Here is a 13,804-nt window from a genome sequence, read left to right on the forward strand (position 1 = left end):
CCTTAAAGAGCGTTCAGTAATATCAAAAATCAACGTTAGAAAAAATAAGTAGGTAAAAATGAATCTAAGTGCTTTAGACGAAATCATCACAAATAGTCCAGAAATCCTTGAGCAATCAGCTCGTGATAACAACGCAGATGAAGGTGTTGTTTTAGGAATTGCTAGATTTGCTATCGGTAATGGGTACGATGCATTATCATCAAACCAGAAGTACCATTTTGAAAACTCTATTCGTCATTTAATCGAAGATGTTCAATGCTCTGGTTATACACATGAATTAGAAGAGTATCATAGTGAATGCGATAATGTTTTAGATGATGATGACTTAGTTGAATACTATCAAGAGCAAGGTGGTTACTGTGAAAGTTGCCAAGCTCAAGCAGACGCTGACGCACATAGTAAAGCTACTTTTATGGCAGACTAGACCGCAAAGAAAGTCATTCTGCTAAGCATGAGATCATAGCGTCAAGAGTTTAACTTTTGGCGTTATCTGGATCCTACATACATCGTCGCTTAACATCGAGCTTCTGACTTTTACAACTGTCTGTGGGGTTGCTGGATTACACCAAGCGTCGCCATCTTTGATTCTTTGACAACTATAAACTTATTCCTTTTCTTGTTGAAGATTTTCTTTGTATGTGCGTAACTTTCGTGTTCGCTGCACTCAATGTAATTCTTATTTAGTTGGTTAGTTCTTATCACCATATCTAGAGTGTGATCTTGTAACTCAAGCATTAAATCTTGGTTATCTTTTTTTGATAATAGGTACTTTCCTATATCTGTCATTGTAATGATGATTCCTTTATCTTCACAAATAATAAAAGTCTCATTGGGTAATAAATCTAATGTTAAGGTACTTGAAACTGAAGCAAAATCATCATCAGCTTTGGCGCCTAGTAATGGTTGAGGGTTTCCTGTAGGGGCCGGTTTAGTACGAAGAATCACTGGTACAGTAGTGTGTTCTTTAGTCCATCTATATATTTCAAAAGAAAGCCACTGAATGGCAGTTAAAATCTCTGTATGGATACTTGAACAGTCTAATCTTAAAATAGGTTCATGGTGAGCAATACGGTTTCTCAAGTCATTTGCTTCATTAATTCTAGTTTTAAATTGTCGGAATTTAGGTCCATTAATATTTAGCTTAGAGTAATTACTACGCCAAAACGCTTCGTAATTAGATCTAAAAAGGAAGTTAGACCAAAAATCAAACGAAAGAGCAGCTACTATGTCCTCGGTACTTCGATTGTTTACTTTTTGCCTTGCTTTGTTCAATGAGTTCGAACTATGTTGATTTAACATAGCTTGAAAAGCAGGATCATTAGGCCAGTTATCATTGAAAACTGAGCAAAATAGTTCATGTAACTTATTCCTCAAAGCCACTTCTAATATATGAAGTGGGTACAAGAACGCTTTTGATAACCGTGCATTATATAGGTACAGGTTGAAAGCGATATGCCAATCGTGTTTACCGTCATTAAAGTATGGCAATAGTCTTTCGTTAGATAGATCTACTTCTATCTGTTCAGCTCTACTTTTTGTTGTATTTACGATAATGTCTTTGTATGGGTATGCTTCTTGACTTTCCGCCATTATTACCTATAATCCTTTTTATAGCAGTTGTTAGGCCCCACTGATTATTCAAGCGCCTGCAGCAATCTATATGAAAACCCGAGACAGACTACAAGATAGTCCCTCTCGGGTTTTTGCTTTCCGCCTATAATAAGTGCTTTCAGATCAAAAGCATACCTCAAAGTTACTAGTTCTAAGTATTGTTTATCAAAATTAGGCGGTTTCTTCTTATTTTTCCGTCTGTTTTTTCGTAACGCTTCGAGTATTGCTTTCATGCGCTCAGGTGTCGCTTTGGCGCGTTTGGTGCCGGCGCTGTGCGGTTTGTAGAGTGAGGAAGTTGTGCTGCCATATTGTCGCTCTCCATTGGTGCTAAAACTTTTAATCTCGACTGCTAAAGATTGAGTTCACATCCATACTTTTATGTAAATCTCCGTGCTTGCGCTAAATCAATGAAAGCGGGTAGGCGAGTCATGTCTTTTTACGACCACTTTGTATCAGCCTTAGTGAGCCAAGGGATTTGGTTTCCATGAATTGACCCATTTCTGCCCAATGGGCGATTTTTTGGGACGGCGTCATTCCAGAGCCTTTGGCGGCTTTGAGTGCTTGGTTGAACAGCGCTTGATCGATATAGACACTCACTTTCATCGCTAATCCTATTTATCTTGATTATTATTTGAATTTGGCTGGGATCCAGGGCTTAGGCGGCATACGACGACCACCACGAAATGGCAAGGGATGCTCCTTAGCTGGATAGTATTTCGGGGACTCAATTTTGCCGTGTCGTTCAACCAGTTGCCGGTGCTCGTCACGCCAGTACGCAAAACTGAGCAATTCCTTGGGATTGAATTCCCGATCTTCAGAGGTAATGAGGATCGCGCGATAAACGTTAATTCGAAATCCGTTCCAACGATGATCTAAGGGCAAATAACCGCGAGCGTGAATATTTGTGAGTTTCGGTAAAGTGACTTAACCGATGTGAACATGTCTGTTCGTGACATTACGTAGATCTGAAGAACACAGAGTAATCCAATAATCTAACCAACAAACACAAGCTTTGTTGCGAGTTGTAAGTTGAGTTAAAAAAATTCAGCATGGAAACTTACAGACGAGCTCGTGTGAGAAAACTTAACTGGCTTAGTGGATAACACAAAACAGAATTCAACGTGTGTAGCGAACAAGAAACACGGTGGCGTGTGTGAAATCTGAAAAAGAAACGACAGCAATGCCCACAAGGTTTACACACAGCGCGCTGAATCATGAGTACAAGAAGATGTAAGTCAGACAGATGGAACAAATGTTCACGTTGATCGGCTTTATGCAAACGAATCATGTAGATGTTGGCCATTGGGTTAAAAGAGCGTTTAGAGAATGCTGGTGAACTCAATATGCTTGAGACACCAGTTGTAATAAGGGTTTTAAGGGGAAACGATGAAAAGAATAGCTTTAGAAAATAGTGACATTACTATCTGGGGCTTACATACTAAGTGCGTATTATGTACGTTATGTTAAATTGGTTTTGGCGTTTATAAGGCAGGTATCTTTATGTGATGCCCTGCCTTTATTTGGTGTCGATATTCTCTGATTTATACTGTGTATTTAACCATATTGGCTATTTACCATAAAATACCTAATAACCAGTGATAATAATCTTCGATTTTACCCCTGGCATTAGTTAGAGCTTAACCGCCAGCAAATTTAACTTTGTAGCCTTTCTTTTCAAGATGCGCTTTGAGCTTGTCACGAGCGTCGCCTTGAATCTCGATGTTGCCATCTTTTACTGAGCCGCCGCAGCCACACACTTTTTTGAGTTCCGCTGCCATTAGTTTTAATGGTGCGTCATCTAGGTCTAAGCCCGTTACGATAGAAACGCCTTTGCCTTTACGGCCTTTGGTTTCTTTTTGGATTCGAACGATACCATCGCCTTTAGGACGTTGGACTTTCTCTTCTTCAGGTTTAATGCGACCTGTTTCTGTTGAATATACTAGGCTCATAAATTACTTCTTTTGTTGCTCTGCTTTTTGTTTTGCGAGTAAGTAAGCTTCTATATGACGTTGGATTGCAATCTTGCCGCCTTTGATAAGACGCCCGTTAAACATGCAATACCACGCGTTAGGCTCACCGGTGTCATTCTTGATCTGATAGCCGTTGAAGTTTTCAGTTAGGCCACCAGTTCCTCTCGACTTATTTAATGCAGTGAACTCTTTAGGGTCAATAATAGACGCGGTGTCAATCCACCAATCAATACTCTTCTTCACGGCAGCTAGGTTGCCCTGAATCACATTGTTTTTTAACTTAGCACGCCAAATGGTGTTATTCGCATCCATCGATTGCAGATGGACGCTACGGTAAATTGAATTAGCCATATCTATTAATCATCTTTTTGTTTTCACTGTATTAATCATAAGTATACTTATAATGATATCAAGCATAATATGGTAAAAACACCTGTCGAGGTACGGTAATTTGCGAAAAAAAGTCCCTATTTTAACCGACTCTGTGACAATTAATTCATTTGTTGAAAAATTGAACAGGCACGCGACAATTGAAATTATAGATGAGTTAACAGGATACCAGTACTCTCGTAACTCACTGCTGGGTATCTACAGTGATTGGAATCGCTACCATGCGTTCTGTACTAAAAACCGTATCAACACACTCCCAGCCTCTATTACTGCTGTTCGTCGTTTTCTTGAGACTGAATCCAGTGACAGAAAATACGCATCTTTAAAACGTTACACTGCAACGCTTAGTTTGTTACATACTGTGTTGAGCTTTGCCAACCCAATCAAGCATAGACAAGTTCGTTTTGCCCTGCTCCACTTGCAAGCTCAAATGGCCGGCGACGCTAAACAAACCAATGCCATGACATCTGCACACCTCGCTGAATTAAACACGTTACTTTCAAATGAGAAGTCGAGCTTAAAAGAGATCAGAGATATCGCCATTTATAATGTGATGTTTGAGTGTGCTTTAAAACGATCAGAACTTAAGGCGTTATCAATGGGTAATGTCGAGTGCGTTGAAAATGATTACCAGATTACAGTAAAAGATTCAGTGTATCGGCTGTCGCAAGTAGCAAGTGCTGCACTTCAGCGTTGGTTTGCGTTTACTGGGACTCAAGACGAATTGCCGGTGTTTCGTGCGATAGACAAGCATGAGAATATCAGTCTGCAACCTTTAGATGATTCGTCGATCTATAGGATATTAAGAAGTGCAAGCGACTTACTTCAACTCGCAGAAAGCCACCATTTTTCAGGGAATTCGATTCGTGTGGGAGCCGCACAAGAGTTGTCAAAACAAGGCCTTAAGGTAAGGGAGATTCAGGATTTTGGTCGTTGGCTCAGCCCTGCAATGCCTGCGCAATATGTCGGTTATTCGGGGACTGCTGAGACTGAGAAGATGAAGTTTAAAGCACTGATCCCTTGGCAATAAGCTGACTATCTGTTGGCATTAAACCAATAGTTCCTTGGCTGTAAGCTGATGGCCTTTTTGTTGACAGTTAGCTTGTTTATAGACCGCGTGTTAATAGTTAGCTTTTAATAGACTGCTAGCTAAAAAACGGCGTGATCAATAGACGACTGACTTTAAAAACAAAAATCTTTGACTCTAAAAAAAGCTCGGACTCTTAAAAAAATAGCGCCTTGGCGGGTAAGCTCAAGGCGCTATTTTTTATTTAGCCAGTAGTGTAAGACTCGCTAAGATATTTTGGAAGAACTAAGAAATGCTCGTTCTCACACAGTTCTCTAGGAACTGGCTGAATTTGTGGCCATCATGTTCTACCATTTTAGGGAACATGGAAATTGGTGTCATACCTGGGAAGGTGTTGACTTCATTCAGGTAGATCTCGTTGTCTTGTGTTAAGAAGAAATCGATACGAGACAAGTGACGAAGCTTCATTTGGGTGAATACTTTACGAGCACTGTCTGCAATTAACTCTAGTTGTTCGTCTGTTAAGTTATTTGCTTCAACTTCGGTAATTGAGTGGCTGTCTGAGCTGTATTTCTCTTCGTAAGAGTAAAATGCGCCGTTAGGTGCAATCACCTCGCCCGGTTTACTGATGTGTAGCTCACCATCGATTTCATAAGCGGCAATTTCTAGCTCTCTAGGCACAACTGATTTCTCAACCAGCACTTGATCAGAGAAGGTAAACGCCTTATTGATCGCTTCGCTTAAGTCTTCCACTTGGTTAACTTGGTAACAACCTACAGAAGAACCTTGACGAGCCGCCTTCACGAACACTTTACCCCAATTTTCAAAAGCTTGAGTCGCTTGTGAATGCGCTTGGTCGTTGTTATCTGATAAAAACAGATACGGTGTATTTGGGATGCCAAGTGCGTCGTACCAAAGCTTTGACGTGATTTTGTTGAAGCTGTTGTTGCTCGCTTCAGAGCCACAGCCTAAGTACGGAATCTTAGCCATTTCAAACAATGATTGAATGTCACCTGTTTCACCCGGGAAGCCGTGAATACAAGGCACAATGAAATCGACTTTAGACTCTAGGTTGTCGCCACGTAAGGTTTGATTATTGATATCTAGATAAACCAATTCACCTGAATCAAGACACCAGCCTTCGTTTTTAATTTCAACTCTGACAACGTTAAAATCTGCAACGCTATTCAGTTGTTCAAAAAGGTAATTGGCTGAAACTAAAGATACTTCATGCTCTGAAGATCCACCGCCACAAAGTAGAAGGATGTTAATGGTGTTCATGGGTAAATTCGGTCCTTGAAACTAGGAATACTGACTTCAATGATAAACAAAAGTCGAAATAGGTACAGTGTTTTGAACGTTAAAATTGTGTTCGAAAGATCGAGCGATTAACTATTAAACAAAACTGCTGGTCTTAAAACAAAAGAAGGAGCATTTGCTCCCTCTTTCTGAATTAAAACTTAGTTCAACTTGTTAAGCGTTGGGTATTCAGAGTTCTTGATGTCATCAATGCTCTTAACAAACGGCTTCAAGTTTTGGAAAGTGGTTGGCAGCGTTGAGATTGCCTTTTTAGCTTCTAAGCGCGTTGCGTAATCACCGTAAAGTACTGTGAACCACTTAGTGCCGTTAACCATTTTGTAGTTTTCCCAAACTGGTTGAGAAGTCGTAGGTAGCATTTTCACGAAAGAATCGACTTTACTCTGGCTGCCAACAGCAACAACTTGAACCGTGTAACCAAAGCGCTGGTTCATATCTTGTTGTTTCTTCGTTGGGCCTGTCACTACTGCAACTGGCTTAGCTTTAGTCGTTTGAGTGACTTTCTGCTCAACAGGTTCGGTTCTGATCACGTTAACAACGTTTTCTTCAACAACGCCTGTTTGCTCAGATTGAGATACAACTGGAGCTTCAACTTTTGCCGTTTTGTACTCTTCTTGATAACTATCTGAAGTTACATTTGTAACGTAGTCGTCCGATACACATGCAGCCAAGAGCAGTGGCAAAGTCACAATTGCAAATTTTTTCATGGAAAGCTCTATATCCTTAATAATAATTACTATAAATCATGCCGATACGTCGGTTTAGAATCAAGTTAACTTTGAGATTATACACCATTAGTGGGTGACCTATTTCACAAACTTTATGCAGTGTTTGCTTATTCATCTGAATTCGGTGAATTTGCCATCAACCCGTGAGTGAAAAGTAAGTTACGATGAACTTACGTGCATTGCTAGGATATGTCTATGAATCATCTTGATCCCCTCCTTAAACCCCGTTCAATCGCTGTTGTTGGTGCTTCTCAACGAGAAACGCGCGCGGGATATATCGTCATGAATAATTTGTTGCACGGGGATTTTAAAGGTGCGGTGATGCCCGTTACGCTAAAATATGACTCGGTGGCAGGCGTACTCTCATACAAGAACATTTTGTCACTGCCTATCGTGCCTGACCTTGCGATTCTCTGTACCAATGCGACCCTTAATGTGGCCATTTTTGAAGAGCTGGCCGAGAAAGGCATAGCCTCTGTCATCGTGCTTTCTTCCGACATGCAGCAACAAAGCGATAATGGCGAAACGTATGATGCACGATGCCTAGCGATTGCTAAAAAACACAACATTCGGGTGCTTGGCTCCAATAGCTTGGGGATTATTGTCCCATGGTTAAATTTAAACGCCTCTTTCTCTCCAGTGACTGCGCTGCCAGGTAAAATCGCGTTTGTTTCTCAGTCTGCTGCAGTGTGTACTACGATTCTCGATTGGGCGAACGACAAAGAGATTGGCTTCTCAGCGTTTATCTCAATAGGCAATGGCAGTGACATTGAATTCTCGGAACTCTTGGATTATCTGAGTACCGATTCTCACACCGAAGCGATATTGCTTTATGTCGATAGCATTACTGATGCGAGGCGCTTTATCTCTGCAGCGCGTGCAGCGTCACGCAACCGACGAATTCTAGTGCTCAAAGGCGGACGAACAGCGAAAGGCCGAGCAGCGGCAATGGCACATACCGGTGGTGCCGATACCTTAGACATTATCTATGACTCTGCGATCCGACGCAGCGGTATGTTGCGAGTTAAGAACTTACATGAACTGTTTGCTGCGGTAGAGACACTGACTCATTCAGTGCCCTTGCGTGGCGAGCGCTTGGCTATTGTTACCAATGGTGGCGGCCCAGCAATTATGGCCGTGGACACCCTATTTGACCGCGGCGGCAAGCTCGCAGAATTCTCTGAAGATACGCTCGATAAACTCAGTAAGGTTTTGCCATCGAGTTGGTCTCATAGCAACCCTATCGATATTGTTGGCGACGCCGGCGATCAACGCTATATCGACACCATAAACATCTTACTCGATGGCGACGAAGCGGACGCGATTCTTATCATGCACAGCCCTTCTGCAGTCGCACATTCAGCCAGAACAGCAGAGCGAATTATTGAAGCGATTAAAAAGCATCCTCGCCACAAGCGCTTTAATATCTTAACGAATTGGTCTGGGGAGTTAACCGCAAGGCCGGCGAGAAAGCTGTTTACTGAAGCGGGTTTCCCAACCTATCGAACGCCTGAAAGTTCAGTGGTTGCATTCATGCACTTGGTCGAGTACAGACGCAACCAACGTCAGTTAATGGAAACGCCGACCACGGCAGAAAAAGTGCACATTGAAGACTTGGCAGATGCGAAAAGTTGGATAGAACGCCAACTACTGGATAAAGATACAGTTAGTCTTGATACTCACCAAAATAGTCAGTTTTTCAAGCACTTCAATCTTGATGTGTTGCCAACTTGGATTGCTTCCGACCCAAGTGAAGCGGTGCACATTGCTGAAACGATCGGTTACCCGGTCGCCGTAAAACTTCGCTCGCCAGACATTGCGCATAAGTCGGACGTTCAAGGTGTGATGCTCAATTTACGAAACAGTAGTGAAGTCGCGAATGCCGCTCAGGCAATTCTCGATCGATCTCAATTGTCGTTCCCTACTGCTCATATCCATGGCTTGTTGATTCAAGGTATGGCTAAGCTTGCGGGCGGCCAAGAATTGCGAGTTAAGGTCACAACGGACGAAACCTTTGGCCCTATCATTTTACTTGGCCAAGGTGGCTCTGAGTGGGATGAATCGATTGATGCCGCGGCTGCTTTCCCACCGCTTAACATGACACTGGCGCGTTACTTGATCATTAGGGCGATAAAAAGTGGCAAGATTCGCCTGCAAAAACTGCCTAACCCAATCGACATTGAAGGGCTCTCTGAGTTGCTGGTTCGTATATCGCAAATGGTAGTCGATTGCCCTGAAATACATGATTTGGATATCCATCCAGTACTGGCCAATGGTGACAAGTTCACGATATTAGATGCCGATATCATCTTGAAAGCGTACGAAGGCGATCCACAAGAACGTCTTGCGATTCGCCCTTATCCGGTCGAGCTTGAAGAGAATATAGTACTCAAGGACGGCACCGAAGTGTTGCTACGCCCTATTCTTCCTGAAGATGAACCGCTTCATGCTGACTTTATTAATCGCGTCTCTAAAGAGGATCTGTATAAGCGTTTCTTTAGTGATGTTGGAGAATTCAATCATGAGGCGTTGGCGAATTTTACTCAGATTGATTTTGATAGAGAAATCGCGTTTGTGGTGGTTCGTAAGGAACAAGGTGTGCCTGCGATTATTGGTGTATCGAGAGCGCTAATTAACCCAGAGAACACCGATGCCGAGTTCGCGATTCTGATACGTTCCGATCTGAAAGGTGTCGGCTTAGGTCGTATTCTTATGACTAAGGTTATCGATTACTGCCGTGCGAAGCAGACTAAACAGATGTCGGGCATGACGATGCCAACGAATAGAGGGATGCTGACACTAGCCCAAAAGCTCGGCTTCGAGCTAGATATCAGTTTTGAAGATGGTACTGCAGATATGGTGTTACCGTTACTTTAACGCCCATGTCTTTTTAAGATGTTGGATACACCAAGACTTGGCGTCGCCCATTTTGTTGCGTCGCCAAGCCATGACGATATCGATCGGCTGTGGTTCTGTACCCGAAATCTGCTGTAGAACGCCAGATTCAATCAGCGGCTTAGCAATACTACTCGGCAAGGTGCCAATCCCTAATCCAGTTGTCAGAGCCTCTACCTTTGCAGGGAAGCTTGTTACGGTTAAACGAGGTTGTTTCTCGAGAATGTTGCGACTCAACGCTGGTTGGTCGCGTGCAGTATCCGCAATTGCAATAACCCTGTAACTTTCCCTCGCTTTTTGATCGAACTCGCCAGAACGTTTATGAACGTAGTGGTTTGATGCCGCGACCCATACCATTTCCATCTTACCAATAATGTCACTTTTCATATCGTTTGGAATCGTGTCGAGCTTGGGACATACCAATAAATCGGCTCGGCCATCTGTCAGGGATTCCCAACATCCGGCTAAGATCTCTTCTTGTAAGCGAACACGTGTTTTGCTGATTTTCCCGAGTTCGTCGACCAACGGGAAGAAATTGGCAATAGGAATGATGCCATCAAAGGCAATGGTTAAATCTAGCTCCCAGCCATTAGCAAGAATACTCGCATCGTTAACGAGTTGTTCAGTGGCACCAAGAATGATTCTACCTTGCTCTAATATTAACTGTCCCGCTTCCGTGAAATTTGCACGGTGGCCTGAGCGATCAAAAATCATGATATCTAAGTCTTGTTCTAACTTCTGGATTTGATAACTCAATGAAGAAGGCGCTCGGTCCAGTTCATTCGCAGCAGCTGCGAAACTCCCACGACGATCAATGGCATCTAGTATATGTAGTGCTTCAAGTGTTATTAGGCTATGCATCAGTATCCAACTTTATAAATGAGATGTTTATCACAGAAATGGAAGTATTCACCAGCTAAATATCACAATTAAAGCTTTTAAAATACAATAAGTTATACGGTATTAATGGAGTTTTAACTGATAAAATCACCCACAAAGTGAAATGCAAATGGTAGTAATTATCATTTAGATCCAATATTGTCTCTCGTAAATCAAGATAAGACTATGGAATTAAGGTAACTATCAGATGTATAAGCAATCCCTACTCTCTGCTTCAATCGTTTTAGCGCTTTCATCAACATCAGCCTTTGCTGAAGATTATGCCCTATTTGACGAGGTTGTTGTATCGGCAACTCGTACCGAGCAAAACAAAGAAGATGTTTCAAGCTCAATTGAATCGGTATCGTCAGAAGATATTGATAATCAAATGTCTAACGACATAAAGCAAGCTCTTCAATACACTCCAGGCGTAGAAGCGCAAGGCAGTGGCCGCTTTGGTATTTCGGGTTTCAATATCCGTGGTGTTGAAGGTGATCGCGTTAAATTGATGATCGATGGTGTCCAACAACCAACCCCATACAACCCTGGCGCTACAGAACAGCGTAAATATTCAAACGCCATTGAAGTAGACACATTGAGTGTCATTGAGGTAAATAAAGGGCCAGCTTCTACATTGTACGGTTCTGATGCAATTGGCGGTGCTGTACTGCTAAGAACGAAGAACCCAGAAGATATGCTTAGAACTGATGGTGATGAGAACCGTTTTGGTATCAAATCTAGCTATACGTCAGCTGATGAACAGTTTAAAAACACACTTTCATGGGCGATGCGTAAAGATAAGTTAGAAACTATCGTTATGGCGACATACGCTCAAGGTCATGAGACAGAAACTCATTCATCAGGAAGTGAAGTTGAAGGTCCAGATCGTGGTGCTTCTAACCCAGCCGATACGGAATTAAGTAACTTCTTAGCTAAAGCATTCTACAATGTATCGGATTCAAACAAGATTGGCGTAACTTTAGAGCATTATCAGCGCCAATATGATGAGGATGAGTTGAATTACAATGGTTACCAGCTTATGCCGGGCTTTGTATACACTGATAACTATAACGAAGACACCAACAAACGTTTTCGTGCAACATTAGAGCAACAGCTTAAGTTGAATTCGTCTATCGCGGATTCGTTAGACTGGTCTCTTAGCTACCAGGACTCAAGCACTCTTAATAAGAACTACGACACGACACCATCAAGTGGTCGCCGATTACGTGAACGTGATGCATCAGACGTAAACATGCAGCTTGATACACAACTTTCTAAGTTAGTGAATATCGACGGCGCTGATCATGAATTTACTTACGGTTTTACTTACCTACAAAATGATTTTGAGTTAGACAACACCGATCATAAGTTTGACCGAGGCACCGTTACTCCAGGTAGTACGGGTATCCCTGATGCAAAAATCACGCAATGGGGTGTGTTTGTTCAGGATCAAGCGTTCTTCATGGAAGATAAGTTGATTGTAACCGGTGGTCTTCGTTATGACTCGTTTGTTGCTGATCCATCAACAGATGAAGGCTACACCACGGAATATGAAAAGAATGAAGATGATGCATTCACAGCGAAGCTAGGTTCGGTTTATCACATCAACGACAACTTATCTGTATTTGGTCAAATCGGTCAAGGATTTAAAGCTCCTTCAGTTTATGACTTGTATTACTTCTATAACAACGGCGCTATTATTGAAGCAAACCCTAATCTAAAAGCTGAAAGAAGTGTGTCTTATGAGTTTGGCCTTCGTGGCAGCAACCAACACGCTCGCTTCGAACTTAGCACTTTTTACACCGACTATACCGATTTCATCAATCAGACGAAAACGGGGGAGCAAAACGGTAGAGACGTAATTACCAAAGAAAACCTAGATAAAGTTACGATTTATGGTGCAGAACTTTCTTCAACAATTAACCTTGATACCCTGCTAGACGCACCATTCGGTACATACACTCGTTTGGCTGTAGCCTATGCTGACGGTGAAGATAAATCTAACGGAAAATCAATTGATTCGGTAGCACCTCTAACAGGAACAATTGGTCTTGGTATTGAGAGAGAAACCTTCGGTTCAGCTCTAAATATTAAAATGGTTGCTGCGAAGGATGAGTGGAACGCTGACGACAAGGTCGATGTAGCTGGGTACACCGTTGTCGATTTAACTGCTTATTACCGTCCTATCACGGATTTGACTCTGCGAGCTGGTCTATTTAACGCGCTGGACAAGAAATATTGGTTGTACAGTGAAACGTCTAGTAGTACACACGCCTCTAAGTTTAATACAGACTTTAAGTCTCAACCTGGCCGTAACTGGGGCTTGTCTGCAAACTACGAATTCTAATTCGTTAAAATCCTGAATTGCAGATACTAAAAAGCCAGCTAAATGCTGGCTTTTATTATTTCACTAAAAATTGTATCAAAAAGGGATAAAGTGAAATTACTTCTCTGCCATCTCTTTCTTAACCATTACTGCAGCAGCAATGATGAAAGTGATAATTAGGCCTAGTTCCATGATTAACTCCAAAGAAAATTAACATTAAACATATAATTCGCGAGCATGATAACAACAACCGATACAGAATGATACTTTTTAACCACCAATTCACTTTTTATTCGATTTAGATCAAAAAAGATGCCCTAAAGCATCTTTTTGTATATTAATCATTCATGAAACGACTAGATCAGCCAGGGAAACCATTAGGATTCGTTGACTGCCAACGCCATGTATCTTCCGTCATTTCAGTCAATGTACGCGTCGCATTCCAGCCCAGCTCTTTTTGAGCTTTAGCAGGGTCTGCCCAACATTCTGCAATATCACCTGGGCGACGATCGACCAGTTTATAAGGGACTTGTTTACCGCTCGCTTTCTCGAACGCTTTAACCATATCTAATACACTCGAACCGTTACCAGTGCCAAGGTTGTAGATATGAAGACCGTCTTTACGCCCTACTTTTTCAAGCGCTGCGATGTGGCCATCAGA

12 protein-coding genes and 1 pseudogene are annotated in these 13,804 nt (G+C 42.1%); 4 read left to right on the forward strand and 9 right to left on the reverse strand.

What is annotated here, in order from left to right; genetic code table 11:
* The first annotated feature begins 58 nt into the window (after window positions 1–58).
* The gene (locus NX845_RS04220) at window positions 59–424 is read left to right on the forward strand and encodes a hypothetical protein (RefSeq protein WP_260256566.1); all 366 of its coding nucleotides are present in this window, start codon (window positions 59–61) and stop codon (window positions 422–424) included.
* A gap of 110 nt (window positions 425–534) precedes the next feature.
* On the opposite strand, the gene NX845_RS04225 is transcribed toward NX845_RS04220, so the two are convergent.
* From NX845_RS04225 to NX845_RS04245, 5 genes and pseudogenes are all read right to left on the reverse strand, one after another.
* Window positions 535–1,590 carry an Abi family protein gene (locus NX845_RS04225; protein WP_102249588.1) on the reverse strand — a complete coding sequence of 352 codons (1,056 nt, stop codon included), beginning with the start codon at window positions 1,588–1,590 and terminating at the stop codon, window positions 535–537.
* Window positions 1,591–2,037: 447 nt separating this feature from the next.
* Entirely contained in the window at window positions 2,038–2,214 is a 177-nt protein-coding gene (locus tag NX845_RS04230) for a hypothetical protein (RefSeq protein WP_167855760.1), read from the reverse strand.
* Window positions 2,215–2,238: 24 nt separating this feature from the next.
* Window positions 2,239–2,523, reverse strand: a pseudogene (locus tag NX845_RS04235) (DUF3653 domain-containing protein); the annotation flags it as partial.
* Window positions 2,524–3,248: 725 nt separating this feature from the next.
* On the reverse strand, window positions 3,249–3,560 hold the full coding sequence (gene yciH, locus NX845_RS04240) for a stress response translation initiation inhibitor YciH (RefSeq protein ID WP_009845368.1): 312 nt from the start codon (window positions 3,558–3,560) through the stop codon (window positions 3,249–3,251).
* A gap of 3 nt (window positions 3,561–3,563) precedes the next feature.
* On the reverse strand, window positions 3,564–3,932 hold the full coding sequence (locus NX845_RS04245; protein ID WP_004730993.1) for a DUF3319 domain-containing protein: 369 nt from the start codon (window positions 3,930–3,932) through the stop codon (window positions 3,564–3,566).
* Window positions 3,933–4,032: 100 nt separating this feature from the next.
* Here NX845_RS04245 and NX845_RS04250 point away from each other — a divergent pair, with 100 nt between their 5' ends.
* On the forward strand, window positions 4,033–5,001 hold the full coding sequence (locus tag NX845_RS04250) for a tyrosine-type recombinase/integrase (protein WP_065681479.1): 969 nt from the start codon (window positions 4,033–4,035) through the stop codon (window positions 4,999–5,001).
* A gap of 282 nt (window positions 5,002–5,283) precedes the next feature.
* Here NX845_RS04250 and NX845_RS04255 read toward each other — a convergent pair whose 3' ends face one another.
* Window positions 5,284–6,279 carry a D-alanine--D-alanine ligase gene (locus tag NX845_RS04255; protein WP_065681478.1) on the reverse strand — a complete coding sequence of 332 codons (996 nt, stop codon included), beginning with the start codon at window positions 6,277–6,279 and terminating at the stop codon, window positions 5,284–5,286.
* Window positions 6,280–6,458: 179 nt separating this feature from the next.
* Complete coding sequence (locus NX845_RS04260) at window positions 6,459–7,022, reverse strand: SPOR domain-containing protein (RefSeq protein ID WP_004730988.1); 564 nt, start codon at window positions 7,020–7,022, stop codon at window positions 6,459–6,461.
* A 216-nt stretch (window positions 7,023–7,238) separates the two neighbouring features.
* Here NX845_RS04260 and NX845_RS04265 point away from each other — a divergent pair, with 216 nt between their 5' ends.
* Complete coding sequence (locus tag NX845_RS04265; protein ID WP_065681477.1) at window positions 7,239–9,920, forward strand: bifunctional acetate--CoA ligase family protein/GNAT family N-acetyltransferase; 2,682 nt, start codon at window positions 7,239–7,241, stop codon at window positions 9,918–9,920.
* Here the strand turns inward: NX845_RS04265 and NX845_RS04270 are convergent.
* Window positions 9,912–10,799, reverse strand: a complete 888-nt coding sequence (locus tag NX845_RS04270) for a LysR family transcriptional regulator (protein WP_108111321.1) — start codon at window positions 10,797–10,799, stop codon at window positions 9,912–9,914. The two genes, NX845_RS04265 and NX845_RS04270, sit on opposite strands and share 9 nt — an antisense overlap.
* Window positions 10,800–11,025: 226 nt before the next feature.
* Here NX845_RS04270 and NX845_RS04275 point away from each other — a divergent pair, with 226 nt between their 5' ends.
* A complete protein-coding gene (locus NX845_RS04275) occupies window positions 11,026–13,164 on the forward strand; it encodes a TonB-dependent hemoglobin/transferrin/lactoferrin family receptor (RefSeq protein ID WP_017095710.1) in 2,139 nt (712 codons plus the stop codon).
* A gap of 340 nt (window positions 13,165–13,504) precedes the next feature.
* Here NX845_RS04275 and NX845_RS04280 read toward each other — a convergent pair.
* Window positions 13,505–13,804: GDP-mannose 4,6-dehydratase (locus NX845_RS04280; protein ID WP_260256567.1), on the reverse strand; the 300-nt coding region annotated here is incomplete at its 5' end.

This window comes from Vibrio sp. NC2 (assembly GCF_025195005.1).
GTDB lineage: Bacteria > Pseudomonadota > Gammaproteobacteria > Enterobacterales > Vibrionaceae > Vibrio > Vibrio splendidus.